The organism is Aeromonas sp. NJAU223 (assembly GCF_051125555.1).
Taxonomy (GTDB): Bacteria; Pseudomonadota; Gammaproteobacteria; order Enterobacterales; family Aeromonadaceae; genus Aeromonas; species Aeromonas veronii_G.
The window spans coordinates 4,254,707-4,279,893 of the sequence record NZ_CP144204.1 but is presented as its reverse complement, the minus strand read 5'-3'; the positions used below and the strand labels follow the sequence as shown (position 1 = coordinate 4,279,893).

Here is a 25,187-nt window from a genome sequence, read left to right as displayed (position 1 = left end):
GTTTCAGGGCGGATGCACATGAGGTGCTCGTCCATTCATCCCGGGCCAGGCCCGGTCATTTGGGGAATATCATGACACTTAGCGTTATCGGTAATCTGGCCATTCTGGTCATGTTGCTGCTGTTTCTCTATCGCCTGCAGCAAACCCACGTCAGCTTCACCCGCCGGGTCTTTGCGGGTCTGGGCCTCGGCATCCTGTTCGGCGGCGCACTGCAACTGCTGTACGGCGTCGGCGCCGATGTACTGGTGAAGACCGTCGACTATCTGGATATCGTCGGCAGCGGCTATGTGAAGCTGCTGCAGATGATCATCATCCCCCTCATCATGGTCTCCATCATCGGCGCCATCCTGAAGCTCTCCGGCGGCAGTGCACTCGGCAAGATCAGCGGCCTGACCATAGGGGTGCTGATCTTCACCACCATGATTGCGGCCGGGGCGGGCATTCTGATGTCCAACCTGTTCGGTCTGACGGCCGAGGGACTCACCGCCGGCGCCGCCGAGACAGCCCGTGGGGCAGCCTTGCAGACCAGCCTCGGCAGCGTCGAGCACATGTCGTTTGCCAAGATGGTGCTGGAATTCATTCCGGCCAACCCCTTCCTCGACATGACGGGGGGGCGCAAGACTTCCACCATCGCCGTGGTGATCTTCTCCATCTTCATCGGCCTGTCGGCCACCGGCATCGCCCGCAAGCAGCCGGAGATCTTCGCCAGCTTCGAGCGCTTCATGCAGGTGGCCCACGCCATCGTCATGCGGATGGTGACCCTGGTGCTGCGTCTCACTCCCTACGGCGTGCTGGCATTGATGGCCAAGGTGGTGTCCGGCTCCAACTACGCTGACATCCTCAACCTGCTGAACTTCGTGCTGGCCTCCTACGGCGCCATCGCCATCATGTTCGCCGTGCACTTGCTGCTGGTGAGCCTGGTGGGGATCAACCCGGCCCGCTTCCTGAAGAAGATCATGCCGGTGCTGGCCTTCGCCTTTACCTCCCGCACCAGCGCGGGCTCCATCCCCATGAACGTGCAGACCCAGACCAAGGCGCTCGGCATCCCGGAGGGGATCGCCAACTTCGCCGCCTCTTTCGGCGCCACCATAGGCCAGAACGGTTGTGCCGGTATCTACCCGGCCATGCTGGCAGTGATGATAGCCCCGACCGTGGGGGTCAATCCTCTGGATCCCGGCTTCATCATGACTCTGATTGCCATCATCACCGTCAGCTCCTTCGGGGTGGCCGGGGTCGGGGGCGGTGCCACCTTTGCGGCGCTGATCGTGCTCTCCGCCCTGGACTTCCCGGTGGCGTTGGCGGGTCTGCTCATCTCCATCGAACCCCTCATCGACATGGGCCGCACCGCCCTCAACGTCTCCGGCTCCATCACGGCGGGTACCATCACCAGCAAGCTGATGGGACAGACCGACATGACGGTGTTCAATAACGATGCCGAGATAAGCCTGGACGGGGAAGAATCCAGGGTCTGAGCGGGCCCATGTTCTTAATCATCGAACTATGAAACGGGGAGGCGAGGCCTCCCCTGTCGTTACAGGAGTCAAGCAATGCGTATTGTCATCATAGGGGGCGAAGCCGCTGGCATGAGTGCGGCCGCCAAGGCTCGCCGGTTGGCCAAGGATGCGGAGATCCTGGTCTATGAGGCGTCCGAGGTGATCTCCTTCGGAGCCTGTGGTTTGCCCTATTTCGTCGGCGACGACTTCCAGGATCCCGGCTTCATGGCCGAGCTCAGCGTCGAGCAGTTCGCCGCCAAGGGGATCGAGGTCAAGACCGGTCACCGGGTGCTGAGCCTGGATGCTGCCGCCCAGACCCTGGTGGTGGAACATGACGGTGACACCTTCACCGATCGCTACGATCGGCTGATGATCGCCACCGGCGCCCGTGAGGTGATGCCTCCCATTCCCGGCCTGCAGCAGGAGGGCGTCTTCGGCCTGCGCCGCATGGCGGACGGCCTGGCCCTCAAGGCTGCGGTACAGAACAAGGACAACAAGAAGGCGATCGTCATCGGCTCCGGTTTTATCGGGCTGGAGGTGGTGGAGGCGCTGGTCCATCAGGGCAAGGAGGTGCGCCTCATCGAGTTGGCCGAGCGGGTCATCCCGGAGGCATTCGATGAGGAGATCACCCGCCATATCGAGACCGAGCTGCGGGAGCAGGGAGTCAGCCTGCACCTCGGCGAGCGGGTCGAGGCCTTGCTCGGTGACGGTCGGGTAAGCGGCGTGCGTACCGATAAAGGGGAATACGAGGCCGATATCGTGGTGGTCTGCACCGGGGTCAGGCCCAACACCGAGTTTCTGGCCGAGACCGGCATCAAGCGGCTGGCCAACGGCGCCATCGAGATCGACCGTCAGGGCCGCAGCTCCTTGCCGAACGTCTGGTCGGCGGGGGATTGCGCCAGCGTCTGGCACGGCGTCAAGCAGCAGCAGGTCTATGTACCGCTTGCCACCATCGCCAACAAGCTGGGTCGCATGGTGGGGGAGAACCTGGCGGGGGCCGAACAGGTGTTCCCGGGGACCTTGGGCTCGGCGGCCCTCAAGGTGCTGGGGCTGGAGGCGGGTCGCACCGGGCTCTCTGAGAAAGAGGCCCAGCAGATGGGCATCGACTATCGTACCGTGGTCATCAAGGACAAGTGCCACACCAACTACTGCCCAGGCCAGTCCGACATCCATATCAAGCTGGTGTATGAGGCAGGCAGCAAGCGCATGCTGGGGGGACAGATCCTGGGCCGCAAGGGAGCCGTGCACCGTATCGACGCCCTGGCGGTCGCCATCACCATGGGGGTGACGACGGAGCAGCTCGGCATGCTGGACTTCGCCTACGCCCCGCCCTTCTCCCGTACCTGGGATGCCCTCAACGTGGCGGGCAACGTGGCCAAGTAAGAGGTGACGCGATTCGTCGGCCCCATCTCTCCCCATGCTGGGGCCGATATGGATAAAAACGCCCATAAAAAAACCGGAGCCCAGGCTCCGGTTTTTTTATGGCAGAACGATGCGCGTCAGCCGCGGCCGAGGCGATTGTCCGGGTAGTTCTTGGCCAGCACTTCGCGGGCGTGGCGTGCCAGGGTCGGCATCTTCAGGGTGTCGTAGGATTCGACCATGATCTCCAGCGCCTTCTCGGTTTCGACCGTGTCGGGGTAGGTCTCGACGATCAACTTGGCACGGTTGGCGGCGGCGATCAGGGCATCACGCTTGACGTAGTACTCTGCCACGCTGAGATCGTAGCGGGCGAGACGGGTCTTCAGACCAATCATGCGGGCACGGGCATCGGCGGCATACTGGCTGGTCGGGTAATTCTGCAGCAGAGTCTTGAAGTCCTGGAACGCCTGACGAGCGTAGGCCGGATCCTTGTCATCCCGGTTGATGCCGAGGAAATCCTGGAAGAAGTTGTAATCCGCCGCCATGTTGGTCAGCCCGCGCATGTAGAACACGTAGTCGATGTTCTTGTGGGCAGGGTTCAGACGGATGAAGCGGTCGATATTGGCGATGGCCTGAGCGGTATCGTCCTGCTTGTAGTAGGCGTAGATGAGATCGAGCTGGACCTGGTTGGAGTAGGCACCGAACGGGTAGCGAGAGTCGAGGGCTTCCAGCAGTTCGATGGCGTTCAGGTAGTTACCAGTGTCCAGTTTGAGGCGGGCTTGCTGGTACAGAACTTCCGGCGGCTCGTCGGGAACCTTGGGTTTGGTGCTGGAACAACCAGTGATCAGGGTAGCGATCAAGGCGAGTGACATCAGCAGGTGAGACTTCTTTCCCATCAACAACATCCGGTCCATTTCCACGAAATTGGCAAAGTATCCGTTATGCTTGGCTAAAAGAAAAGCTAGAATACCCGGATTATTTCGAATTGATACCCCCGCTCAAGAGACCATACATGAGCCAGCATATTGAACTGACAGGCGAATTTCAGGATCACCAATTCGGGCAGCGACTCGACCAGGCCCTGGCTGAATTGTTTCCAGACTACTCCAGAACCCGCATCAAGGAGTGGATTTTACAGGACAGAGTGACCCTGGATGGTCAGGTTGCCAATACCCCGCGCGAGAAGATCCTGGCCGGGCAACAGGTACATGTAGATGTCGAACTGGAAGACGATACCCGCTGGGATGCCCAGCACATCGAACTCAACATCGTCTACGAAGATGAACACATTCTGGTGATCGACAAGCCTGCCGGCCTGGTGGTTCACCCGGGTGCGGGCACGCCGGATGGCACCATTCTCAACGCCCTGCTGCACCGCTACCCCGGCATTGCCGAGGTGCCCCGCGCCGGTATCGTGCACCGTCTGGATAAAGACACCACTGGGTTGATGGTGGTCGCCAAGACCATTCCGGCCCAGACCCATCTGGTGGAAGCCCTGCAGGCACGCCAGATCACCCGTGAGTACGAGGCCGTTGCCATCGGTCACATGACCGCAGGTGGCACCGTCGATGCCCCCATCGGCCGTCACCCGACCCAGCGTACCCACATGGCCGTGGTGCCCAATGGCCGTCCCTCCGTGACCCACTTCCGGGTGCACGAGAAGTTCCGCGGCCATACCCGCCTGCGGCTGCGCCTCGAGACCGGACGTACCCACCAGATCCGGGTACACATGGCTCACATCAAGCACCCGCTGGTAGGGGATCCCGCCTACGGTGGCCGTCTGCGTCTGCTGCGCAATGCGACCCCGGAGCTGACCCTGGCCCTGCGCAACTTCAACCGTCAGGCACTGCACGCCACCATGTTGAAGCTGGCTCACCCCATCACCGGCGAAGTCATGGAGTGGCACTCCTCCACGCCGCAGGACATGCTGGATCTGATGGAGGTGTTGCGGGCAGACACCCTGGCCAACCCGGATGATCTGGTCTGGAACTGATGCAGCCTGTCTGCGTCGGATCTTGCCGTTATTCGGCATTCGGCCTGAACGATGAATCGAGCGGGGCTCCCTTGGCGGGGCCCCGTTTTCATATGAGGTGAATCAATGAAGGAATCGCGGATGAACTGGATAGTCCCCCACTGGCCGGCGGCTGCCAACGTCAGAGCCCTGTCGACCACCCGGGATGGGGGCATCAGCGAGGGCGTCTTTCAGGGATTGAACCTGGGGGCCCACGTGGGGGATGACCCCGGGCGGGTCGAGGCGAGCCGCGCCCTGCTGCAACAGGCTGCCGGGATCCCGGGTCGGCTCAACTGGCTCAATCAGGTGCACGGCGTTGCCGTCCATCCCGTCAGCAACGACTACGACGCCGCGCCGGATGCCGATGCAGCCTGCGCCAGAGACGCTGGCCTTGCCTGCATCGTCATGACCGCCGACTGCCTGCCGGTGCTGTTCTGCGACAAGGCCGGCACCCGGGTGGCAGCCGCCCACGCCGGCTGGCGTGGCCTTCATGCCGGCGTGCTGGAAGCCAGCATCGCCGCAATGGGCTGCGAGCCGAACGACATTCTCGCCTGGCTCGGCCCCGCCATCGGCCCCACGGCGTTCGAGGTGGGGGGAGAGGTGCGCGATGCCTTTATGGCCGAGCAGGCTGAGGCGGTCGCGGCCTTCGTGCCGTCGGCCAACGAGGGCAAGTGGCTGGCGGATATCTATCAGCTGGCGAGGCTGCGCCTGGCCCGTGCCGGGGTGACCGCCGTCTATGGTGGCGAACACTGCACCTTCGGTGAGGAGGGGCGCTTCTTCTCCTATCGCCGTGACGGCCAGACCGGTCGCATGGCCTCCATCATCTGGTTGGCGGAATAATTCGAGAAGTGCTCGGAGACCCGCGATAGCCTTTCCCGGCGCCGCCCTGTGATGCAGGGCGGCGCTCTTTTGGCACCGCTATTGAGGGAAAAATAAACAGTCACCCCTTGAAATTCCATTCCAAGACCTCATCTTCCCTGTCAGAAAGTTCTGTTGTTGCCGCCCCGGCGGCGTCTGTCTGAAGAGGGGGAGTGCAATGCGCCTCGATCGCCTGACCAGCAAATTCCAAGTCGCAATTTCCGACGCCCAGTCATTGGCACTGGGTCGTGATCATCAATTCATCGAACCCGTCCATCTGATGACCGCCCTGGTCAATCAGGATGGCGGCTCCATTCGTCCGCTGCTGACCCTGACCGGGTTGGACATCAATGCCCTGCGCTCGCGCCTGGGGGAGGAGCTCGATCGCCTGCCTCGCGTGAGCGGGGTCGAGGGGGACGTGCAGCTCTCCAACGGCCTCGGTCGCCTGCTCAACGTCTGTGACAAGCTGGCCCAGCAACGCAAGGATCAGTTCATCTCATCCGAACTGTTCGTGCTGGCCGCCCTGAACGAGAAGGGCACCCTGGGTGAGCTGCTGCGTGCCCAGGGGCTGACCAAGGAGAAACTCGAGGCCGCCATCGACAAGGTGCGCGGTGGCAAGAAGGTGGATGACGCCAACGCCGAGGAGAACCGCCAGGCGCTGGAGAAGTACACCATCGATCTCACCGAGCGGGCCGAACTCGGCAAACTCGACCCCGTCATCGGTCGTGATGACGAGATCCGCCGCACCATCCAGGTGCTGCAGCGCCGCACCAAGAACAACCCCGTGCTGATCGGGGCCCCGGGCGTGGGCAAGACCGCCATCGTCGAGGGGTTGGCCCAACGCATCGTCAACGGCGAGGTGCCGGAAGGACTCAAGAACAAGCGGGTGCTCTCCCTGGATATGGGGGCCCTGGTGGCCGGCGCCAAGTATCGCGGCGAGTTCGAGGAGCGCCTCAAGGCTGTGCTCAATGATCTCGCCAAGGAGGAGGGCAGCGTCATCCTGTTCGTGGACGAGCTGCACACCATGGTGGGCGCCGGCAAGGGCGAGGGGGCCATGGACGCGGGCAACATGCTCAAACCGGCCCTGGCGCGCGGTGAGCTGCACTGCGTCGGTGCCACCACGCTCGATGAGTACAGACAGTACGTGGAGAAAGATGCCGCCCTGGAGCGCCGCTTCCAGAAGGTGCTGGTGGAAGAGCCCTCGGTGGAGGACACCATCGCCATCCTGCGCGGCCTTAAAGAACGCTACGAGCTGCACCATCACGTGCAGATCACAGATCCCGCTATTGTTGCGGCGGCCCAGCTCTCCCACCGCTACATCGCGGATCGCCAGCTGCCGGACAAAGCCATCGACCTCATCGACGAGGCGGCGGCCAGCATCCGGCTGCAGATAGACTCCAAGCCGGAGTCCCTGGACCGGCTCGAGCGGCGCATCATTCAGTTGAAACTGGAGCAGCAGGCGCTGTTGAAAGAAGACGACGATGCCAGCCGCAAGCGTCTGGACTTGCTCAATCAGGAGCTGTCTGAAAAAGAGCGGGAATACAACGAGCTGGAAGAGGTGTGGAAGGCCGAGAAGGCCGCCCTCGCCGGCACCCAGCACATCAAGGCTGCGCTGGAGCAGGCCCGTCAGGATCTGGATGTGGCGCGCCGCGCAGGCGACTTGGCCCGCATGTCCGAGCTGCAATATGGCCGCATCCCCGAGCTCGAGAAACAGCTCGACCTCGCCACCCAGGCCGAGATGCAGGAGACCAGCCTGCTGCGCAACCGCGTCACCGATGTGGAGATTGCCGATGTGCTGGCCCGCTGGACCGGCATCCCGGTGGCGCGGATGCTGGAAGGGGAGCGTGACAAGCTGCTGAGGATGGAGGATCAGCTGCACAGCCGGGTGATCGGCCAGGAGGAGGCGGTGGACGCCGTCTCCAACGCGATTCGCCGCTCCCGGGCGGGCTTGTCGGACCCGAACCGTCCCATTGGCTCCTTCCTGTTCCTCGGCCCCACCGGGGTGGGCAAGACCGAGCTGTGCAAGGCGTTGGCGGAGTTCCTGTTCGATACCCAGGACGCCATGGTGCGCATCGACATGTCCGAATTCATGGAGAAGCACAGCGTGGCCCGCCTGGTGGGTGCGCCTCCGGGATACGTGGGGTATGAGGAGGGCGGTTATCTGACCGAGGCGGTGCGCCGTCGCCCCTACTCGGTGATCCTGCTGGACGAGGTGGAGAAGGCCCACCCGGATGTGTTCAACATCCTGTTGCAGGTGCTGGACGACGGTCGTCTGACCGACGGTCAGGGCCGCACCGTGGACTTCCGCAATACGGTCGTCATCATGACCTCCAACCTCGGCTCGGATCTGATCCAGGAGCACTATGCCGAGAAGGATTACGAGGAGATGAAGGGCCTGCTGATGGAGCTGCTGACCCGCAGCTTCCGGCCTGAGTTCATCAACCGGATCGACGAGACCGTGGTGTTCCACCCCCTCGGCGAGGATCACATCAAGTCCATCGCCCGCATCCAGCTCAAGAGCCTGATGGGCCGCCTGGAGTCCCAGGGCTACGAGGTGGAGGTGAGCGAGGAGCTGCTGACCAAGCTGGTGCATGCCGGTTTCGATCCCGTCTACGGGGCGCGCCCCCTCAAGCGGGCGATCCAGCAGAAGGTGGAGAACCCGCTGGCCCAGGCCCTGCTCAGCGGCCGGGTCATCCCCGGCAAGAAGCTGCTGCTGGGAGCCGACAGCAATGGTCTCACCATGAGTCAGCCATAAAAGGTGTCACTAATGAAAAACGCAGGCCTGGTGCCTGCGTTTTTTTATGGGCGACACCCGGTGACCAGGGCGCTTCCCTTGTGTTTTTGTAGATATTTATTTCGTCATTATTGCGTTTTGTAGCGTGTTGTGTGGTCTGGAGTCGAGCAGCCAGCGGCACAGACTGTCGATATGCTGTCGGCACGGTGTCTGTCTCGGCCACACCAGGTAGTAGCCGTCACCGGTGGCGACAGCCTGCTCGAAGGGCAGGGCCAGCAGGCCGCTTGTGATCGCCTCCTGGCTCAGCAGCAGATCCCCGACCGAGATGCCGTGGCCGCTGATGGCCGCCATATTGCCCTGCTCCAGGGTGTCGAACACCTTGCCGCCGGCCAGGTTGAGACCGGGCTGGATGCCGGTCCCCTTGAGCCACCGGCGCCAGTCCCGGCGATCCGGCGAGGGATGGATCAGCTCGCACATCGCCAGATCCCGGCTCGCATCCTCCACCAGGGCTGGCGCACAGAGGGGGATCAGCCACTCCTCGAACAGCAACCTGCTTTCAACATCGCCCCCGAAATGACCATTCCCCAGCAGGATGGCGCAGTCATAGGGTTCGCGGTCGAAATCCACCCCGTCTATGTCCATCCAGACGCTGGAGGCCTCTATCTTGGGGCTGGTGTGATGGGCACGGAAGTTGCCGAGCACCTCCAGCAGCCAGCGCATGGTCAGGGTCGACGGCGCCTTCAGGCGCAGCGTCCGGCGATGGCTACGAAAGGCGTGGCAGGCCTGCTCCAGACGCTGGAACCCCTCCGTCAATTGTCCCGCCAGAGCGCGCCCAGCGTCCGTCACCTCGACCCTGGGGCCATGGCGGTGGAAGAGCTCGCATTCGAACCAGGCTTCCAGGGTCTGGACGTGGCGGCTGACGGCCCCCGGCGTCAGATTCAATGAGGCCGCCGCCTTGCTGAAGGAGCCGAGTCGGGCCGCGGCTTCAAACGCACGCAGCGCATAGAGGGGAGGGAGTGACATGGGTCGAGGCCAGTGTGAGTTTTGCTCACATTGAATGGGAGTTTTACCCGTTTCTCAAGCGGCCATTACTGGGAAATAATGCCGGCCATGCTTGGATATGGGTGAGAACGACTCATCATGGCTGCCATGGCGTGGCCAGCCGGAATCCGGTCTGGGAGCCAGGACATGCCTGCATTGCCCGGGCACAAAAGCGGCGATGCCGGTATCGATACAAAGGAGAATGACCGAGATGAACATGACGCTACTGGGGGCCTATACCCTGTCCGTATTGCTGCTGTTGCTGACCCCCGGCCCCGTGGTGGCCCTCGTCACCGGCACGGCGGCGCGCCACGGTTATCGCAAGGCCGGGATGACCCTGCTCGGGACCAACGGTGCCTCCCTGATTTTGATCGGGCTGGCCACCCTGGTCCTGGCCGGTGTGGTCTCCCTGCCGCCCCTGTGGCTCTACCTGCTGGGCGGGGTGGGGTCCCTGTACATCGGCTACACGGCCGTGCGCGGGCTGATGGCCTGTGCGGGGCGAGAGCCCTCCCCCGAGGGATCCGATCCTGAAGGAGGCGGCTTTGTGCGAGGCTTCATGATCGGGGTGGCGAACCCCAAGGACATCCTGTTCTTCGTCGCCTTCTTCCCGCAGTTCATCGCGGTGACGCCCCGCTTTGGCACCAGCATCCTGACCCTCTCCCTGGTGTGGTTCTTCTTCGATCTGCTGGTATTGAGCCTCTATGTCCTGCTGGTAAAGCGCTGGATGCCCGCCCGGCACAGCCCCCGCATCGCCCTGATCTCATCCCTGTTCCTGCTCGCCGTGTCGCTGTTCGGTATTCTCTACAATGGGGTGAAAGTCACCCTGATGCTGGCGTGAACGGCCGTTAAAGAAGGATTTTCATCGCTTTCATTCATCTTCTCTCTGCACGACAACGCCAGCCTTGGGACTGGTGTTGTCGCGTCTCTCCTATACCCATAACCAATTTATGGAGATAGGGCTGGGTCTCGTCTGGCCGGGATGCTACGCTGCATATCATTGATGATTATGTTGTTATTTTCAGAAGAGGGACCTTTGCCGATGAAAATACCATGCTCACTCATCCTGCTTTGCGCCAGTCTGGGGTCGCCCTTGGCGATGGCGGAGCAGGCCGTTCAGGATGTGCCCGAGATCTGTGCCACCTGCCACAGCATGAACGGCGTCCCCAAGGAGCCGAACATCCCCAACCTGTGGGGGCAGTCCGAAGCCTATATCAGCGAGCAGTTGCGGGCCTTTCGCAGCGGCAAGCGGGTCAGCGACTTCATGAATCCCATCATCTATCAACTCAGCGATGAGCAGATTGCCCGCGCCGCCAAGCACTTCTCGAGTCAGGCAGAGGCGAAGGAGATCCCCCTGCACTGGAGCGGTGACAAGTGGCCGGGGGACATGGAAGCGGGTGAGCGGCTGGCCCTGGCGGGCAAGCCGGATCGCAACCTGCCCGCCTGCGTGGCCTGCCATGGCCCGAGCGGTATCGGCGTAAGCCCGCTGTTCCCGCGCCTTGCCGGGCAGGATCCTGCCTACCTCAAGCGTCAGCTTCATTACTGGAAGGCGAACAAGCGCCCGGATGGCGCCATGGGTTCCATGCCCGCCATCGCCAAGGCCCTGAGCGACGCCGAGGTGGATGCGGTGGCCAACTACTTTGCGACGTTGGGGGTGGCGAAATGAGACAGTCCTATTTGCTGCTTTGCCTGCTGGCCGGATTTGCCCAGGCCGCATCCTTCGACGATCAGTTCAGCGTCCCCCTCGGCGAGAAGGCGCCGGATGGCCAGTATCATCAGGTGCCCGACTGGTCGAAGGTACCGGACGGCGAAATGGGGGCCGCCATCAAGCGTGGCTACAGCCTGTTCGTCAACACCCAGCAGCTCAAGGGACAGGGGCAGTCAGGCAACGGCCTGCAGTGCAGCAACTGCCATCTGGGCAGCGGCATCATCCCCGGCGCCAGCCCGCTGTGGGGGGCCTATCCCGCCTATCCTGCCTATCGCAAGAAGAACAACAAGGTGAACACCTATGAAGACAGGTTGCAGGGCTGCTTCCTGTTCTCCATGAATGCCAAGGGCGGCGAGCCACCGGCCTATGATAGCCCGGCCATTCGGGATCTGGTGGCCTACTCCTACTGGCTGGCGAGCGGGGCGGCCATCAGCGACAAGCTGCCGGGCCGCAACTTCTTCGCGGTGGCCGAGCCGCCCCAGGCCCCTGACTTCAAGCGGGGTCAGGCCGTCTATGGGGAGCGCTGCGCCGATTGCCACGGCGCCAGCGGCGAGGGCAAGAAGGTAGCCGAGCGCTTCGTGTTCCCGCCGCTGTGGGGCAAGGAGAGCTACAACTGGGGGGCGGGCATGCATGGCATCGACAAGGCCGCCGCCTTCATCAAGAGCAACATGCCCCTTTCCCAGGGCGGGAGCCTGAGCGATCAGCAGGCCTGGGACGTCTCCTTCTACATCAACAGCCAGGAGCGCCCCCAGGATCCCCGTTACAAGGGGGATCTCGGCCAGACCACCAAGGCGTTCCACGGCAAGTATTCCCAGTACGGGCTCGCCTCGCCGGTGGATGGCCATCTGCTGGGCAGCAAGGCGTACTGACGGCAGTGATGATGAAAGCAGGGGCTCAGGCCCCTTTTTTCTGGCTTGAATCGGGTGGAAAAGACAAAAAAAGCGGCAATCCGAAGATTGCCGAGAGGAATGTATTCGATGCGATCTGAGGTGGGTTGAGCGGATCGCAGGGGCAAGCCCCAAGGTCGGCAGGCACGCCCGCCTTACAATCAGCCGGGATACGCTCTCCACCCCAGCTGACCAGCTTCGCTATCGCATCGGTTCCCGCAACACGGGACCAGATGCAATCAAATCAATCTCTTACAGCATGCCCGGTACGGCAGCCTTCATCTCCGCCGGCCAGACGCCGACCTGGACCTGACCGATGTGCTCTTTTTGCAGCAGCAACATGGCGAGGCGGGACTGGCCGATACCGCCGCCGATGGTCTGGGGCATCTCGCCCGCCAGCAGCGCCTGGTGCCAGTCATATTGCAGGCGATCCTCGTCCCCTGTGGTGGCGAGCTGGCGGCGCAGGGCCTCGGCGTCGACCCGGATCCCCATGGAGGAGATCTCGAAGCTGTCCTTGAGCACCGGGTTCCACACCAGGATGTCGCCGTTCAGGCCGGCAAGCCCCTGACCGAGATCGTTCTCGCTGCTCCAGTCGTCGTAGTCCGGGGCGCGCACGTCGTGGCGCTCGCCGTGAGACAGAGCCCCGCCGATGCCGATGAGGAACACGGCCCCCAGCTCCTTGGCGATGGCGCGCTCGCGGCCCTTGGCGTCGAGGTTCGGGTAACGGCTCAGCAGCTCTTCACTGTGCAGGAACTGGATCTCGCTCGGCAGGAAGGGGGTCAGTTCGTGCTCGGCACAGACCGCGCGCTCGGTGGCCTTGATGGCGCTCCAGATGCCGCGTACCGTCTCCTGCAAGTAGGCCAGATCCCGGCGCTCGCTCGGCATCACCTTCTCCCAGTCCCACTGATCCACGTAGACCGAGTGGATGGGGGTGAGGCGGTCTTCGTCCGGGCGCAGCGCCTTCATGTGGGTGTAGATGCCCTCGCCGGGGCCGAACCCGAAGCGACCCAGGGTCTGGCGCTTCCATTTGGCCAGGGAATGCACCACCTCATAGCTGTGCTCGGGCAGGGTCTTCACCTTGACCTGCACCGCATGCTCGCAGCCGGAGAGATTGTCCTGGGTGCCGTCACCGACCCGGCTCAGGATGGGGGCTTGCACCTCCATCAGACCGAGTTGCAGTGCGAGTTGGCGGGAGAACATCTCTTTGACGAAGCTGATCTGCTGTTGGCTGCGAATGTAGTGCTGTTTCATGCTGAAGTACCTGTCTCGAACCCGTTGGATGTGGTGATTCTTCAACAGATGAATCATTAAATTCAATATTCTATAATAGAAATAGGCTTGTCGTGTTTTTTTCTTCAAAATAAGCTGTGAATTAATATCGTATCGTTAACGGGAGTGCAAAAAAGTGCCGGAAAATTATCGGATCGATAATCTCGATCAGGCCATCCTCACCGCCCTGATGGAGAATGCGCGCATCCCCTATGCAGAGCTGGCCAAGCAGCTGGCGGTCAGCCCGGGCACGATTCATGTGCGGGTGGAGAAGATGAAGCAGGGGGGGATCATCGAGGGCACCCGGGTGCAGGTGAACCCCAAGAAGCTGGGTTACGACGTCTGCTGCTTCATCGGCATCAACCTCAAGAGCGCCAAGGATTACCCCTCGGCCCTGGCCAAGCTGCAGGCCCTGGACGAGGTGGTGGAGGCCTACTACACCACGGGCCACTACAGCATCTTCATGAAGGTGATGACCCGCTCCATCGACGAGTTGCAGACGGTGCTGATCCACAAGATCCAGACCATCGACGAGATCCAGTCCACCGAGACCCTGATCTCGTTGCAAAACCCCATCCTGCGCGACGTGAAGCCCTGAGCATGGCGGCTGGCCGTGGTGGCGGAGGTGAATGGAGTGACGACTTGTCGAGGCGATGGCGGATGAGATAGATAAATACGCTGATTTATTGATATATGGTGGATATAGAGAGAGGTAAAATTTAATTTTGCAGTGAGTTTGACTGCCTCAGCCAGGCTGGAATCGGCAGCCCCGGCACGGCGGAGCCGCTTCAGGGGACGAGATAGGGGATGCCGTGCTTCTCGTAGAGGGCCTGCAGGCGTCCATCCTGCTTCATGTGCAGCAGCTCGGCGTCATAGGCGGCCATCAGTGCCGGGGTGTCGGCATCGGCGCGGGCACGGGTCCAGGCGTTGAAATAGGGACTGGTGCGCAGGGGCTTGGGCAGGTAGTCGAGCTGGCCTTCCAGATGCTCCTCATGGATCTGGGCAAAGGCGGTCACCAGGGGCATGGGCACCAGGTCGATGCGCCCGGCGATCAGCTTGCGCAGTTGCAAGGCATTGATGGGGATCTCCTGGAAGTGATAGGCCGGATCCCGGCTGGCGGCCATCAGCTCGGGGGTATAGGCGAAATCCCTGGTGATGCCGATGCGCCAGGGCTTGAGGTCGGCGAGCTGCTGATAGTGGATCTTCTCCTTGTCCTCCTTGCGCACGAAGAAGTGCCAGCTGTGCAGCAGGTGAGCCTGCTTGGGATAGAGGAGGTAGGCGTCCCGCTCCGGCTTGTAGGAGTGGGTCAGCACCAGATCGTACTCGCCGTTCTGGGCGTTGCGGGTAAGGCGGGCTCCTGCTTCTATCAGATCGATTCTGATCGGCACCCTGAGCGCGCCGAAGATGGTGCTGACCAGATCCACATCCAGCCCCTGTGGCCGGCCAGCGGCATCCAGCCACTTCAGGGGCGGCTCTATGGTACCGCCGATGACCAGCGTCTTGGCAGACAGCCAGCAGGGCAACAGCAGACAGAACAGCAGCAAGGCTCGCAAATCACATCTCCTGAGTGGGCGGGGCAGGCTCGCGATCATTTGGGTATAGTAGCCGACACCTATGTCACAGAGACGACAGCAGATGGCGAATCCTGAAATAGAAAGCGAACTGGATGGCATCGACAAGGTGGCGGTCATGCTCTATCGGCTCGGCCTCAGTCTGGCAGCTTTGCTGCTCCTGTGTCGAGGGAGTCGTGCATTGACGGGGCTGGATTTATTGTCGCCATCCCACTGGCTGACGGCCCTGGCGGTGGCGAGCGGCCTGTGCGCGTTCTGCCTGCACCTCTATGACAAGCGGATACGCTTCCTCTTGCAGGGATTGGGATGGGGGGCACTGCTGCTGGCCGCCTGCGGGGCGCCGGATGCACTGGTGCTGGGGGCGGCGCTGGCCACCCTGAGCGGGTTGGCCTTCAAGGAGCAGTTCTGTTTCGCCATCCCGGGTATCCGGCTGCTGCCGGTGCTGCTCCCCCTCTGCTGGCTGCTGGAGGCGCTGCACCTGGCGTGGGCGAGTGCCCTGGTGGCGCTGGCGAGCGGCCTGCTGCTCGGCCTGCTCAGTCTGGCCAAGTGGCGCATGCCGCTCCATTTCGATATCGGGGATCGCAGCCGCTACCAGCTCTAGGTCGCCTGGCACTGTTTCATCTGCTGGTTGAGGGCGGCCATCACCTGCCGACGGCTGATGAGGCCGGTCACCTTGCCTTGCTGCAACACCGGGTAGATCTTGGGCCTGGCGCCCGTCATCTGGCGAGCCAGATCCAGAATACTGTCGTCAGGGCCGACGCTGAGCGGGTTGCGGTTCATCAGATCCTCGACCCGGGTGCGGGTATCGCAGTAGTAGCTGCCGCTCAGCAGGCTGGGGATGCAGTCCTGCTCTGACAGGAAGCCGACGAGCTGCCGTTGGGCATCCAGTACCGGCAGACCGCTCAGGCCGGTGCCGTGCAGCCGATCCAGCGCCTCGGCGAGGCCCATGCCGGGGGTGAGTGCCTGGGTCAGGCGCTGCATATGATCGCGAACTTGTAGCATCTTGAGTCTCCGTACGTTTCAATGGAGTCACTATGCCCGTCGAAAGGACGGGTGGGCCAATGGGTTTTGCCTCGCCCATTGATAGGCGCGGGGCGCAAGGTTGTGGCCCGCCGGGGATATCGGCGGGCGCTGTCAGACAAGGAGAGGGTATGCGTGCATTGGTGACGGGCTGCGGCCGCCGACTGGGTTTCTACCTGTGTGAGCGGCTGGTGGCTGCCGGTTGGCAAGTGACGGGCAGCTATCGCAGCGAGCGGCCGGAGCTGGCGCGGCTGCGCTCCCTCGGGGTGGAACTGGTGCAGGCGGACTTTGCCCAGGCTGGGGAGGTGGAGCGACTGATCGATGCCCTGCGTGCCCACGGGGATCTGGCGCTCATCATCCACAATGCCTCCGCCTTCGAGCCCGAGGCGACGGAGGCGGCGGCGCAGCACGAGCAGTTCGATCGCTTCTATCGGGTGCACATGGCGGTGCCCTTTGCGCTCAATCGGGCCCTGGCATCCCAGCTCTCAAGCCAGCCCAATGCCGGCATCATCCACATCACCGACATCTATATTCACGCCCCCGCTCCCCAGTTTGCCGCCTACGTGGCCACCAAGGCCGGGGCCCATTCCCTCGCCATGAGCTTCGCCCGCGAGCTGGCGCCCGGGGTGAGGGTCAACACCATAGAGCCCGGCCCCATCCTGTTTCTCGATGAACACGGGGACGCCTGGCGCCAGCAGGTGCTGGCGCGCACCCCGCTGGCCAGGGAGGGAGGACTGGAGCCCATCTGGCAGGCGGTACAGCTGCTGATGAGCAATGACTACATGACGGGGGCCAGCATCCGGGTGGATGGCGGCCGCTCCCTGGCGGTCATCTAGGGACAAGCCCCGGCCTCAGGCCGGGGAGCAGGATGGGTCAGTGGCGGGGGACGCCGGGGTGGGGATGCACCGTCTGCGGTGGGGCCGGGATCTTGCCCTCCTCCAGCGGTTGCCACAGCTCGACGGGCTCCTGCCCGAGCAGGGGGGCGATGAAGACCTTGCTGGTCGGCAGCCGCAGCGCCACCTTGCGATCGTGCACCTGACCCCGGCCATAGAATTCGGCCAGCAGCTCTTCCAGATAGGCATCCACCCCGGCCTTCGCGAAGTCGTCTCGTTCTCCTTGTGCAAGGATGTCGATATCCAGGGGCCTGTCCGCCACCTTGCACTGGGGGTCGTTGCGATCCCGGCCATGGGCCAGCTCCATGAGGACGAACTCGGCTTTCAGCTGGGGCAGGGAGAGCTCGCTCTCGATGATGAACAGGCAGTTGAAAAAGTCGTGGCGCGAGTGCATGCCTACCGGTTTGGTCTGGATCACCGAACTCAGCCGCAGATGGCCGAAACGGGCAAGCAGTTCGGCGACGGCCTGACCGACATGTTGGGCAGGCTCCAGATTCGATCCAATGCTACAGAGATAAAACATACTGTCCGCTTCCTTGGGATGGGCTCGTCTGAAATATATACGCAGCTCACGGTTATCGTGTTCACTATGAATTAACATGGTTTTAGCTGTTGTGATCCAAATCTGATTGGCAGAAAGGAGGTTCATATGAGTGTTGAAATGAAATGGGCGTTGTTGACCGCCTCCGGGGCATTGGCCTTTATTATCGTCATCTGTGTGTTATCCGTCGGGTTGGCGTGAGTCCCCCGATCGAAACGAACCGGCCCCCTGGCCGGTTTTGCTTTTTGGGGGAGTGCGGATATGCTGACCCACCCATGAAAAAGCGAGACAGTTCGAGATGACCAAGGTACGGCCCCGTTCTCTTCTTCAGGTAGTGTTGATGGGCTTCGTGCTGGTCTTGATGCCCCTGGGAGGCATGATCTGGCACGACAGCCAGGCGCTCTCCCACCTGAGCCAGCTGACCAGCGATGAGCTGGAGCGGGCGGTGCGCGATACCCGCCGTGCGACCCTGCTCGGTGCCCAGGCGGTCGATCTGGAGCGCACCCTGCGCCGTTACGCGATCCTGGGGGACGAACGCATCCTTGGCAGCTACCAACAGCAGCTGGCGAGCTATCGCGCCCTGCTTGCCACCCATCAACAGTCCATTCCTGACGTAGCCATCTATACCGATCTCGACGCGGCCCTGAGCTGGCTGGACGGCTTGCAGGATCTGCGCAAGGCCAAGAGCGACGAGAACAACAGCAGATTTGAAGAGTTCAACCGGCTCAACGATCAGCTGGAGGCGATCACCGGCGGCCAGGTCGATGAGCAGGTCATACGCATGCGCTCCGCCATCGCCGACCTGAAGACCGAGATCCTGTGGGCCAGCGGCTTCGTGGCCGTGCTCAGCCTGTTGCTGGTGTTGCTGTTCACCTACCTTATCATCCACCCGGTACGTCAGATTGAGTCGCGGATCCTGAGCCTGGGCGCCGGGGTGGAACCGGACAAGCGTCCGGTGGACGGCCCCGCCGAGTTGGTGCTGCTGGGGGAGCGGATCGGCTGGCTGCACGAGAAGCTCAAGGAGCTGGAGCAGCAGAAGTATCAGTTCCTGCGCCACGTCTCCCATGAACTCAAGACCCCGCTGGCCGTGTTGCGGGAAGGGGCGGATCTGCTGTCTGAACAGCTGGTGGGCCCCCTCAACCCGGATCAGCAGGAGATCTGCCAGATGCTGGAGGAGAACAGCCGCCGTCTGCAGACCCTGATCGAGCGGCTGCTGGACTTCAATCGACTCAGCCAGCAGGAGGCGTTCAGCTTGACTGCGGTACCTTTGGGTCCCTTGTTGTCAGAATTGTCTGCAGAGTACCGGCTGGCGCTGGAATCCAAGCAAATCAGTGTACACTTGCCGTCCGAACCCCTCAGCCTGCAAGCTGAGCCCTATCGCCTGCGGCTCATCCTGGACAACCTGTTCTCCAACGCCGTCAGCTACGGCGCCAAGGGGGGGCAGATCTGGATCCGGGCCGGCGTGGAGGCGGGCGGTAGCTGGCTGGAAGTGGCCAATGAAGGCCCCGCCATTCCCCCTGCCGAGCGTGAACGGATCTTCGAACCGTTCGAACAGGGCAGCACGGTACGCCAGGGCTTGTTGAAGGGCTCAGGCATGGGCCTCTCCATCGCCCGCGAGTCGGCGATGAGTCTGGGGGGCGAGTTGAAACTGATCGAGGATGAGCAGGCGGATGTCTGTTTTCGCCTGACGCTGAAGTGAACCCCGAGCCGGCGCCATTCAGAATATCCGGTGCCCGGGTGATTGAAGATGAGATTGATTGACGTCAGACAGGCCGTTGCCTGTCTCCTGCTTGGATCTGAAGTGAAGTCCAAAATGAAACGATTCGTTGTGCCCATATTGATGATGAGCCTGCTCTCGGGCTGCTCCCTGTTGCCGTCGGGCAGTCTCACGACCCCGTCTGATGAAGCCATCGCCAAGCGCATGGAATTTGCCAATAAAGAGATGCAGGTTCGCCTGCAGTACTCGGACTGGCTGCTGGCCAGCCATCCCCAGCAGCGGGTGCAGGAGCGCCAGCGCCTCAAGGGGGCCAGTGACCTCGAGAGCCGGGTCAGCCTGGCCATGGTCAACACCCATCCCTCCGAATCGGTGGCGAGCCGCCGGGCCGGGCTGGATCAGCTCAAGACCCTGTTGCCCGAACTCGGGCTGGATGCCCAGGCCTTCCTGCGCAGCTGGATCGCCCTCGGCGAGGAGCTGCTTGCCCGTGACAGCCGCCGGGATGACCAGAATCAGGAGGTGCAGCGTCTGCGCCGCCAGATTGAACAGCTCACCACCATCGATGAGCAGCTGAATCAGCGTAAGCTCAATGGTGGAACCCAACCATGACAAGTGCGTCTGGCAAGGCCATGAAGGGGGCAATTCTGGTGAAAGGGGAGAAGGCATGAGCCGCATTCTGCTGGTGGATGACGATGCCAGCCTGCTCAAACTGATGAGCATGCGCCTGCGCAGCCAGGGCTATGAGGTGGATACCGCCGACAGCGCCGAAGGAGCGCTGGACAGGTTACGCCAGCAGCGGGCCGATTTGGTGCTCAGCGACCTGCGCATGGGGGGCATGGACGGGTTGGCGCTGTTTGAGCGGATCCAGTCCCAGTGGCTCGGCATGCCGGTCATCATCATGACGGCCCACGGCACCATTCCCGATGCCATCCAGGCGACCCGCTCCGGGGTGTTCAGCTTCCTCACCAAGCCCATCGACAAGGATGAGCTGCTGGTGACCATCGAACATGCCCTCAGCCTCACTCGCCCCAAGCAGCAGCAGGAGTGGCAGTCCCTCATCCAGACCCGCAATCCACAGATGGAACAGTTGCTGATCCAGGCGAGCAGCATCGCCACCATGGAGGTGCCGGTGCTGATCCTGGGGCCGTCGGGATCCGGCAAGGGGGTCATGACCCAGGCGCTGCATCAGGCCAGCACCCGGCACGACAAGCCGCTGCACACCATCAACTGTGCCGCCCTGCCCTGGGCCGCGCTGGATCTGCAACTGTTCGGAGAGGACGGCCAGTCCGGCCTGTTTGCCCAGGCAAAGGGTGCGACCCTCTTCCTCGACGAGATAGGCAACCTGTCGGAGTCCCTGCAGGCCAAACTGCTGCAGGTGCTGGCAGAATATGGTCAGGGCACCCCGGAGGTGAGGGTCATCAGCTCCAGCCACCAGGATCTGGTCACGGCCATGGAGGAGGGGCGTTTTCGGGAGGATCTCTTCTACCGTCTCAACGTCGCCAACATTACCTTGCCCCCCTTGAGTGCCCGCAGCGAGGATATTCCACTGCTGGCGCGCCAGGCGCTGGATGATTATCGCAGTCGCCACGACAATTGTGCCGCCCTCGGCTTCTCGCCGGAGGCGCTGGCCCTGCTGGCGGCAGCGGCCTGGCCCGGCAACGTGCGCCAGCTCTGCGGGGTGGTGGATCAGCTCGCCAGCCTCTGTTGCAGCCCGGTGATCGGGGCGGCCATGGTGGAGTCGGCGCTCAGTGGCGGGGTCGGTGGCATCCCCTCCTTCAACGAGGCCCGCGCCGAGTTCGAGAAGGAGTATCTGATCCGCCTGCTGCGTACAACGGAAGGCAACGTGACCCTGGCGGCCAACATGGCGGGCCGTAACCGTACCGATTTTTACAAGTTATTGAATCGCCACAGCATCGAGGCGGCGAACTTCAAGTTGAAGGGCTGAACGGCAGCCTAGCCCTAGGGGAAAACGAAACGGCCTGACCACATTGTGGTCAGGCCGTTTGCTATGGCGCGCCGTTTGTCAGGAGCGGGCGGGATCGACCGAGTTTGCCTGTGCCTGGGTCTTGCGGGACAGCCAGAGCCCGCTCGCCTTCATCAGGTAGCCGAAGAGGGCGCCAATCACCAGGGATGGCAGGATCAGCTGCCACTCCCCGGCTGCCCCGAAGGTGGCGCAGCAACCGGCGAAGGTGCCGGGGATGTAAGCGAGCCACTGTTGTTTGGCCTGCACGCACATCAGAGTGGCGACCACTCCCGTCATCAGATAGCCCGCCATGCCGGCGCCCCACCAGCTCTCGCCGTGGATCAGCAACAGGGCCCACAGCATGCCGGTGGCATTGCACAGCAGGGTCTGCAGCAGTGCCTTGTAGCCGCCGCTGGAGGCGAAATAGCTGGTGCAGCCGAGGAAGCCGACCCAGGAGATGAGACCGAGGGCGGCGGCCAGTCCACCCCAGACGGCGGAGAGAATACCGGTCGTGATGGCGATGGCGATCAGTGGGCTCATGTCATGATTCTCAGTGATGGATCCGGAAAAGCAGGCAGCCTACCCCTCGAATGCAGGGCGGCAAGCAGGGGCGGGATTGTGTGTGATCTTGGTCACTCTTTTCAACTCGGGAATACGCTTGCGCTCGCGAAAAAAATTCATGGTGGCTTTTTGAACGCTGCACCATAGTTAGAGGCCCTGTCCTGCTCCTGGAGTGAGTCTGATGGCGCCAAACGTGATCGTTCCTCTGCTGGTCTTCGTCCTGCTGTTTCTGGTTGGAACCATGGCCAAGGCCTTGCCGCTCTACCAGATGATGTAAGCCGTGAAATAAAATCTCGCCGGGGCCGGTCTTAGTACATGTCGCCTCACAGCCCCGGGAGTTTCCTCATGTTGATCAAGCGTTCTACCCCCCATCAGCCGACCGAACGGGATGTCACCCCGGAATCCGTCTATCAGGATCGTCGTCTCATCCTCAAGGGGTTGGGACTGGGTGCCGCCGCGACCCTGGCCTTCCCGGCCCAGGCCAGCCTGCTGGATCTCTTCTCCTCCGAGAAGGCGGTGCCGGCCCCCGCGACCAAGGCGCTCAACTACCAGGCGGCCACTCGACCGGAAGGGGTGATCCTCACTCCGCTGGACAAGGCGATTACCCACAACAACTTCTATGAACTCGGCACCGACAAGGGGGATCCGGCCCGCAACGCCCATTACCTCAAGCCGGAACCCTGGACCCTGAAGGTGGAGGGGGAGGTGGCCAAACCCTTCACCCTGGATGTGTGGGATCTCATCAACAAGCAGACCCTGGAGGAGCGGATCTATCGGCTGCGCTGCGTGGAGGCCTGGTCCATGGTGCTGCCCTGGAGCGGCATCTCGCTGGCGGAGATCATCCGCCGCGCAGAACCCACCAGCCGGGCCAAGTTCGTGGCGTTCGAGACCCTCTACGATCCTGAGCAACTGCCGGGGCAGGCGTCCCGCGGTCTGGGGGGCGGCATCGATTACCCCTACGTGGAGGGGCTGCGCATGGACGAGGCGATGCACCCGCTCTCCTTTCTGGCGATGGGGCTCTACGGCAAGACGCTGCCCGCCCAGAACGGGGCGCCCATCCGGCTGGTGGTGCCCTGGAAGTATGGCTTCAAGAGCATCAAGAGCATCGTCTCCATCCGGCTGGTAGAGGAGATGCCTCCCACCACCTGGAATCTGCTGGCGCCGAACGAATATGGCTTCTACGCCAACGTCAATCCACAGGTGGATCACCCGCGCTGGAGTCAGGCCAGCGAGCGCTTCATCGGCGAAGGGGGCATCTTCGGTGCCAAGCGTCAGCCGACCCTGATGTTCAATGGCTATGGCGGTGAAGTGGCTTCTCTTTATCAGGGGATGGATCTGCGCAAATGGTATTGAGAATGGGGGCGCTAACCCGGGCCGAGGTTCGGCAGGGCGGCGGCAGGAGTGACTCTTGCGAAGTGGGGTTGAAGCCATGGCATTGAGATTGACGGCGCGTCATATCACCGGATTGCGGGCCCTGGTGCATCTGGGATCGCTGGGTTTTCTGCTGTGGCTCGGTTATGCCGTGCCGGCAGGCCTGCTGGGGGGAGACCCGGTGCAGGGGTTGACTCATTACCTCGGCAAGGGAGCCCTGCACCTGCTGCTGCTGACCCTGCTGGTATCGCCGCTGGCCAAACGCTGGCGCCAGGGGCAGCTCATCAAGCTGCGCCGCCCGCTCGGGCTCTGGTGCGCCGCCTGGGCGGGATTGCACTTCATGGTGTGGCTCGGGCTGGATCTGCAATTCGACTGGGGGTTGATCGGCGGCGAGCTGGTTAAGCGCAGCTACATCGTGGTGGGGGCATTGGCCCTGCTGATCCTGCTCGTCCTGAGCATCACTTCAATCCCGGCCTTGCTGCGGACCATGGGGCCGAGCTGGCAGCGGCTGCACAACTGGATCTATGCCCTGGCCCTGCTGGTGCCCATTCATTATTGGTGGTCGGTCAAGAGCGGCTGGCAGGAGCCGCTAGTCTATCTGATGATGGCCTGCGCCCTGCTGGTGCCGAGGCGGGAAAAACTGCTGCGGCCCTGGCGCCAGCGCCAGCAGCGACGGACCGACCTGAAAGAGGCCTGAGCCCGGACGACGTTTCACCCAGAAAAAAGAGGCTTATTCGGCCTCTTTTTGCTGGGTGATCTCGCCGGTGTAGGCATCGACGCTCAGTCGCACCTTCTGCTCCCTGGCATCCAGGGTGCGCACCTCAAATCTGTCCCCTTCCAGCTCAATTTCACGAATGTCGTGATACCCTTGAGCCAGCAGCAGCTTGACCAGGGTCGGCATGTCCAGGCGGGTCAATGTTGCCCAGCCAGATGCAGAAAAAAGACAAAGGATCAGCAGGATACTGCGTGGGATCATATTCATTCCGGATTCATGGCTGGCACACTATAAACGCCATTATGTTAGGTTTTAAGAGATGAATCACCCATGAATAGAGCCCTGCCCCTGTTGGCCCTGTTGCTGCCGGCCCTGGTCCAGGCGGCCATGCCGAACGAGGCGTTGCTGCAGCAAGCGGTCAGCGAGGGGAAGATCCGGCCTTTTCATGAGTTGATGGAGGTGGCTTCCCGCCTGCCGGTACGGGTGCTGCGCGTCGATCTGGGGGAGGAAGACGGTGTCTGGCTCTATGAACTCAAGCTCATCGACGACGAAAACAGCGTGATCAAGGTGGGCTATCGGGCCGATAATCTGGAGATGGTATGGCTCAATGGGCACCATCTTGAGCGCCTGTTCGAGCCCCGCCCCTCACCGGAAGAAGAGTGAGTCTGCTGACTCCTCCGGCTTGCCCGTACCGGACACAGTTCCGCACCTTGTCCCGAACCGCGCAGGCGGGGACATCAACTCCCTTGCCGTTGGCAATCACACCTTGGACGAAGATTCATGCGCATTCTGATAGTTGAAGATGAAAAGATCCTGGCGGGCCAGCTGGCTGAACAGCTGCGCCTGACCGGTTTCGTGACCGACCTCTGCCACGATGGCAACGAGGCGGGCTTCCTCGGCGAGACCGAGCCCTATGACGCCATCATCCTGGATCTCGGTTTGCCGGGCCGCGATGGCCTGAGCGTACTGAAAGAGTGGCGCAGCAAGGGGATCGATACCCCTGTGCTGGTGCTGACCGCCCGCGGTCAGTTGCACGAGAAGATTGAAGGGCTCAACGCCGGAGCCGACGACTACCTCACCAAGCCGTTCCAGGTGGCCGAGCTGGTGGCCCGGGTCCATGCCCTGGTGCGCCGCGCCGCAGGCAATGCCAGCTCCATTCTGGAGATAGGCGGAGTGCGCCTGGACATGGCCGCCTCCCAGGTCTGGTATGAAGGCACCCCCATCAAGCTGACCGCCCACGAATTCCGGGTGCTGGGTTATCTGATGCAGCACAGAGGCAAGGTGGTCTCCCGCAGCGAGCTCATCGACCACATCTATGCCCAGGATTTCGATCGGGACTCCAACACTGTCGAGGTGTTCATCGGCCGGATCCGCAAGAAGACCCACGCCGATCTGATCGAGACGGTGCGCGGACTCGGGTACAGGATCAACGAATGATCCCCCTGACCGGCGGCGCCGGCATTGGCGCCGATTACCGCGGG

At 62.4% G+C, this 25,187-nt stretch carries 27 protein-coding genes; 19 read left to right on the top strand and 8 right to left on the bottom strand.

The window, feature by feature from the left end; translation table 11 throughout:
• Window positions 1-71 precede the first annotated feature (71 nt).
• The gene (locus tag VZC39_RS19740; RefSeq protein WP_434664633.1) at window positions 72-1,472 is read left to right on the top strand and encodes an L-cystine transporter; all 1,401 of its coding nucleotides are present in this window, start codon (window positions 72-74) and stop codon (window positions 1,470-1,472) included.
• A gap of 75 nt (window positions 1,473-1,547) precedes the next feature.
• Window positions 1,548-2,876, top strand: coding sequence for a CoA-disulfide reductase (locus tag VZC39_RS19735; RefSeq protein WP_434664632.1), 1,329 nt, complete (start codon window positions 1,548-1,550; stop codon window positions 2,874-2,876).
• 116 nt (window positions 2,877-2,992) lie between these two features.
• On the opposite strand, the gene VZC39_RS19730 is transcribed toward VZC39_RS19735, so the two are convergent.
• Window positions 2,993-3,748, bottom strand: coding sequence for an outer membrane protein assembly factor BamD (locus VZC39_RS19730; protein ID WP_349920160.1), 756 nt, complete (start codon window positions 3,746-3,748; stop codon window positions 2,993-2,995).
• Window positions 3,749-3,864: 116 nt separating this feature from the next.
• Between VZC39_RS19730 and rluD the strand changes: the two genes are divergently transcribed.
• From rluD to clpB, 3 genes are all read left to right on the top strand, one after another.
• Window positions 3,865-4,845 carry a 23S rRNA pseudouridine(1911/1915/1917) synthase RluD gene (rluD, locus tag VZC39_RS19725; protein ID WP_349920158.1) on the top strand — a complete coding sequence of 327 codons (981 nt, stop codon included), beginning with the start codon at window positions 3,865-3,867 and terminating at the stop codon, window positions 4,843-4,845.
• Window positions 4,846-4,965: 120 nt separating this feature from the next.
• A complete protein-coding gene (gene pgeF / locus VZC39_RS19720) occupies window positions 4,966-5,703 on the top strand; it encodes a peptidoglycan editing factor PgeF (RefSeq protein WP_349920157.1) in 738 nt (245 codons plus the stop codon).
• Window positions 5,704-5,899: 196 nt separating this feature from the next.
• Window positions 5,900-8,476, top strand: a complete 2,577-nt coding sequence (gene clpB / locus VZC39_RS19715) for an ATP-dependent chaperone ClpB (RefSeq protein WP_349920155.1) — start codon at window positions 5,900-5,902, stop codon at window positions 8,474-8,476.
• Window positions 8,477-8,572: 96 nt separating this feature from the next.
• Here the strand turns inward: clpB and VZC39_RS19710 are convergent, their stop codons facing one another.
• Entirely contained in the window at window positions 8,573-9,478 is a 906-nt protein-coding gene (locus VZC39_RS19710; protein WP_349920154.1) for a LysR family transcriptional regulator, read from the bottom strand.
• Between the two features lie 229 nt (window positions 9,479-9,707).
• On the opposite strand from VZC39_RS19710, the gene VZC39_RS19705 reads away from it, so the two are divergent.
• From VZC39_RS19705 to VZC39_RS19695, 3 genes are all read left to right on the top strand, one after another.
• Window positions 9,708-10,334, top strand: a complete 627-nt coding sequence (locus VZC39_RS19705; protein WP_349920153.1) for a LysE family translocator — start codon at window positions 9,708-9,710, stop codon at window positions 10,332-10,334.
• A gap of 201 nt (window positions 10,335-10,535) precedes the next feature.
• The gene (locus tag VZC39_RS19700) at window positions 10,536-11,159 is read left to right on the top strand and encodes a c-type cytochrome (protein ID WP_349920152.1); all 624 of its coding nucleotides are present in this window, start codon (window positions 10,536-10,538) and stop codon (window positions 11,157-11,159) included.
• Window positions 11,156-12,070, top strand: a complete 915-nt coding sequence (locus VZC39_RS19695) for a c-type cytochrome (protein ID WP_434664629.1) — start codon at window positions 11,156-11,158, stop codon at window positions 12,068-12,070. The genes VZC39_RS19700 and VZC39_RS19695 overlap by 4 nt, the downstream gene beginning before the upstream one ends.
• 270 nt (window positions 12,071-12,340) lie before the next feature.
• Here VZC39_RS19695 and asnA read toward each other — a convergent pair whose 3' ends face one another.
• On the bottom strand, window positions 12,341-13,339 hold the full coding sequence (gene asnA / locus VZC39_RS19690) for an aspartate--ammonia ligase (protein WP_434664627.1): 999 nt from the start codon (window positions 13,337-13,339) through the stop codon (window positions 12,341-12,343).
• Between the two features lie 154 nt (window positions 13,340-13,493).
• Here asnA and asnC point away from each other — a divergent pair, with 154 nt between their 5' ends.
• Window positions 13,494-13,955 (top strand): transcriptional regulator AsnC, encoded by a 462-nt coding sequence (asnC, locus tag VZC39_RS19685; RefSeq protein WP_349920149.1) that lies wholly within the window; start codon window positions 13,494-13,496, stop codon window positions 13,953-13,955.
• A 190-nt stretch (window positions 13,956-14,145) separates the two neighbouring features.
• Here asnC and VZC39_RS19680 read toward each other — a convergent pair whose 3' ends face one another.
• Window positions 14,146-14,910 carry a substrate-binding periplasmic protein gene (locus tag VZC39_RS19680; protein ID WP_349920147.1) on the bottom strand — a complete coding sequence of 255 codons (765 nt, stop codon included), beginning with the start codon at window positions 14,908-14,910 and terminating at the stop codon, window positions 14,146-14,148.
• Between the two features lie 82 nt (window positions 14,911-14,992).
• Between VZC39_RS19680 and VZC39_RS19675 the strand changes: the two genes are divergently transcribed.
• A complete protein-coding gene (locus tag VZC39_RS19675) occupies window positions 14,993-15,529 on the top strand; it encodes a DUF2301 domain-containing membrane protein (protein ID WP_434664625.1) in 537 nt (178 codons plus the stop codon).
• Here VZC39_RS19675 and VZC39_RS19670 read toward each other — a convergent pair.
• On the bottom strand, window positions 15,526-15,930 hold the full coding sequence (locus tag VZC39_RS19670) for a CBS domain-containing protein (RefSeq protein ID WP_434664623.1): 405 nt from the start codon (window positions 15,928-15,930) through the stop codon (window positions 15,526-15,528). The genes VZC39_RS19675 and VZC39_RS19670 overlap by 4 nt on opposite strands.
• Window positions 15,931-16,079: 149 nt before the next feature.
• Between VZC39_RS19670 and VZC39_RS19665 the strand changes: the two genes are divergently transcribed.
• The gene (locus tag VZC39_RS19665; protein WP_434664621.1) at window positions 16,080-16,784 is read left to right on the top strand and encodes an SDR family oxidoreductase; all 705 of its coding nucleotides are present in this window, start codon (window positions 16,080-16,082) and stop codon (window positions 16,782-16,784) included.
• 37 nt (window positions 16,785-16,821) lie between these two features.
• Here the strand turns inward: VZC39_RS19665 and folK are convergent, their stop codons facing one another.
• Window positions 16,822-17,364 (bottom strand): 2-amino-4-hydroxy-6-hydroxymethyldihydropteridine diphosphokinase, encoded by a 543-nt coding sequence (gene folK, locus VZC39_RS19660; protein ID WP_434664620.1) that lies wholly within the window; start codon window positions 17,362-17,364, stop codon window positions 16,822-16,824.
• Window positions 17,365-17,490: 126 nt separating this feature from the next.
• Between folK and VZC39_RS19655 the strand changes: the two genes are divergently transcribed.
• The 4 genes from VZC39_RS19655 to VZC39_RS19640 all read left to right on the top strand — a co-directional run bounded on the left by VZC39_RS19655 (window position 17,491) and on the right by VZC39_RS19640 (window position 21,041).
• Window positions 17,491-17,583 carry a YnhF family membrane protein gene (locus VZC39_RS19655; protein ID WP_349920139.1) on the top strand — a complete coding sequence of 31 codons (93 nt, stop codon included), beginning with the start codon at window positions 17,491-17,493 and terminating at the stop codon, window positions 17,581-17,583.
• A 97-nt stretch (window positions 17,584-17,680) separates the two neighbouring features.
• Complete coding sequence (locus tag VZC39_RS19650) at window positions 17,681-19,081, top strand: sensor histidine kinase (RefSeq protein WP_434664619.1); 1,401 nt, start codon at window positions 17,681-17,683, stop codon at window positions 19,079-19,081.
• Window positions 19,082-19,195: 114 nt separating this feature from the next.
• Entirely contained in the window at window positions 19,196-19,705 is a 510-nt protein-coding gene (locus VZC39_RS19645; protein WP_349920136.1) for a hypothetical protein, read from the top strand.
• A gap of 55 nt (window positions 19,706-19,760) precedes the next feature.
• Window positions 19,761-21,041 carry a sigma 54-interacting transcriptional regulator gene (locus tag VZC39_RS19640; RefSeq protein ID WP_349920135.1) on the top strand — a complete coding sequence of 427 codons (1,281 nt, stop codon included), beginning with the start codon at window positions 19,761-19,763 and terminating at the stop codon, window positions 21,039-21,041.
• A 78-nt stretch (window positions 21,042-21,119) separates the two neighbouring features.
• On the opposite strand, the gene VZC39_RS19635 is transcribed toward VZC39_RS19640, so the two are convergent.
• Window positions 21,120-21,599 (bottom strand): DUF1097 domain-containing protein, encoded by a 480-nt coding sequence (locus VZC39_RS19635; protein WP_434664618.1) that lies wholly within the window; start codon window positions 21,597-21,599, stop codon window positions 21,120-21,122.
• 366 nt (window positions 21,600-21,965) lie between these two features.
• On the opposite strand from VZC39_RS19635, the gene msrP reads away from it, so the two are divergent.
• Together msrP and msrQ are read left to right on the top strand one after the other, a co-directional pair.
• Window positions 21,966-22,973, top strand: coding sequence for a protein-methionine-sulfoxide reductase catalytic subunit MsrP (gene msrP, locus VZC39_RS19630; protein ID WP_434664617.1), 1,008 nt, complete (start codon window positions 21,966-21,968; stop codon window positions 22,971-22,973).
• A 76-nt stretch (window positions 22,974-23,049) separates the two neighbouring features.
• Window positions 23,050-23,688: a protein-methionine-sulfoxide reductase heme-binding subunit MsrQ gene (gene msrQ, locus VZC39_RS19625; protein ID WP_434664616.1), complete on the top strand. Its 639-nt coding sequence runs from the start codon at window positions 23,050-23,052 to the stop codon at window positions 23,686-23,688.
• Window positions 23,689-23,721: 33 nt separating this feature from the next.
• On the opposite strand, the gene VZC39_RS19620 is transcribed toward msrQ, so the two are convergent.
• Entirely contained in the window at window positions 23,722-23,973 is a 252-nt protein-coding gene (locus tag VZC39_RS19620) for a PepSY domain-containing protein (RefSeq protein WP_434664614.1), read from the bottom strand.
• A 63-nt stretch (window positions 23,974-24,036) separates the two neighbouring features.
• Here VZC39_RS19620 and VZC39_RS19615 point away from each other — a divergent pair, with 63 nt between their 5' ends.
• Window positions 24,037-24,369 carry a PepSY domain-containing protein gene (locus VZC39_RS19615; RefSeq protein ID WP_434664613.1) on the top strand — a complete coding sequence of 111 codons (333 nt, stop codon included), beginning with the start codon at window positions 24,037-24,039 and terminating at the stop codon, window positions 24,367-24,369.
• Between the two features lie 117 nt (window positions 24,370-24,486).
• Window positions 24,487-25,143 carry a response regulator transcription factor gene (locus VZC39_RS19610; RefSeq protein ID WP_349920123.1) on the top strand — a complete coding sequence of 219 codons (657 nt, stop codon included), beginning with the start codon at window positions 24,487-24,489 and terminating at the stop codon, window positions 25,141-25,143.
• Window positions 25,144-25,187 lie beyond the last annotated feature (44 nt).

Excerpts from the sequence above, each read along its gene's own strand:
- VZC39_RS19730 (WP_349920160.1), bottom strand. The coding sequence starts at position 3,748 with ATGGGAAAGAAGTCTCACCTGCTGATGTCACTCGCCTTGATCGCTACC.
- VZC39_RS19710 (WP_349920154.1), bottom strand. The coding sequence starts at position 9,478 with ATGTCACTCCCTCCCCTCTATGCGCTGCGTGCGTTTGAAGCCGCGGCC.
- VZC39_RS19645 (WP_349920136.1), top strand. The coding sequence starts at position 19,196 with ATGAAACGATTCGTTGTGCCCATATTGATGATGAGCCTGCTCTCGGGC.
- msrP (WP_434664617.1), top strand. The coding sequence starts at position 21,966 with ATGTTGATCAAGCGTTCTACCCCCCATCAGCCGACCGAACGGGATGTC.
- msrQ (WP_434664616.1), top strand. The coding sequence starts at position 23,050 with ATGGCATTGAGATTGACGGCGCGTCATATCACCGGATTGCGGGCCCTG.
- VZC39_RS19705 (WP_349920153.1), top strand. The coding sequence starts at position 9,708 with ATGAACATGACGCTACTGGGGGCCTATACCCTGTCCGTATTGCTGCTG.
- rluD (WP_349920158.1), top strand. The coding sequence starts at position 3,865 with ATGAGCCAGCATATTGAACTGACAGGCGAATTTCAGGATCACCAATTC.
- VZC39_RS19620 (WP_434664614.1), bottom strand. The coding sequence starts at position 23,973 with ATGAATATGATCCCACGCAGTATCCTGCTGATCCTTTGTCTTTTTTCT.
- clpB (WP_349920155.1), top strand. The coding sequence starts at position 5,900 with ATGCGCCTCGATCGCCTGACCAGCAAATTCCAAGTCGCAATTTCCGAC.
- VZC39_RS19670 (WP_434664623.1), bottom strand. The coding sequence starts at position 15,930 with ATGCTACAAGTTCGCGATCATATGCAGCGCCTGACCCAGGCACTCACC.
- VZC39_RS19610 (WP_349920123.1), top strand. The coding sequence starts at position 24,487 with ATGCGCATTCTGATAGTTGAAGATGAAAAGATCCTGGCGGGCCAGCTG.
- VZC39_RS19655 (WP_349920139.1), top strand. The coding sequence starts at position 17,491 with ATGAGTGTTGAAATGAAATGGGCGTTGTTGACCGCCTCCGGGGCATTG.
- VZC39_RS19650 (WP_434664619.1), top strand. The coding sequence starts at position 17,681 with ATGACCAAGGTACGGCCCCGTTCTCTTCTTCAGGTAGTGTTGATGGGC.
- VZC39_RS19695 (WP_434664629.1), top strand. The coding sequence starts at position 11,156 with ATGAGACAGTCCTATTTGCTGCTTTGCCTGCTGGCCGGATTTGCCCAG.
- VZC39_RS19740 (WP_434664633.1), top strand. The coding sequence starts at position 72 with ATGACACTTAGCGTTATCGGTAATCTGGCCATTCTGGTCATGTTGCTG.
- VZC39_RS19640 (WP_349920135.1), top strand. The coding sequence starts at position 19,761 with ATGAGCCGCATTCTGCTGGTGGATGACGATGCCAGCCTGCTCAAACTG.
- VZC39_RS19735 (WP_434664632.1), top strand. The coding sequence starts at position 1,548 with ATGCGTATTGTCATCATAGGGGGCGAAGCCGCTGGCATGAGTGCGGCC.
- VZC39_RS19675 (WP_434664625.1), top strand. The coding sequence starts at position 14,993 with ATGGCGAATCCTGAAATAGAAAGCGAACTGGATGGCATCGACAAGGTG.
- VZC39_RS19665 (WP_434664621.1), top strand. The coding sequence starts at position 16,080 with ATGCGTGCATTGGTGACGGGCTGCGGCCGCCGACTGGGTTTCTACCTG.
- pgeF (WP_349920157.1), top strand. The coding sequence starts at position 4,966 with ATGAACTGGATAGTCCCCCACTGGCCGGCGGCTGCCAACGTCAGAGCC.
- asnA (WP_434664627.1), bottom strand. The coding sequence starts at position 13,339 with ATGAAACAGCACTACATTCGCAGCCAACAGCAGATCAGCTTCGTCAAA.
- VZC39_RS19700 (WP_349920152.1), top strand. The coding sequence starts at position 10,536 with ATGAAAATACCATGCTCACTCATCCTGCTTTGCGCCAGTCTGGGGTCG.
- VZC39_RS19635 (WP_434664618.1), bottom strand. The coding sequence starts at position 21,599 with ATGAGCCCACTGATCGCCATCGCCATCACGACCGGTATTCTCTCCGCC.
- VZC39_RS19615 (WP_434664613.1), top strand. The coding sequence starts at position 24,037 with ATGAATAGAGCCCTGCCCCTGTTGGCCCTGTTGCTGCCGGCCCTGGTC.
- folK (WP_434664620.1), bottom strand. The coding sequence starts at position 17,364 with ATGTTTTATCTCTGTAGCATTGGATCGAATCTGGAGCCTGCCCAACAT.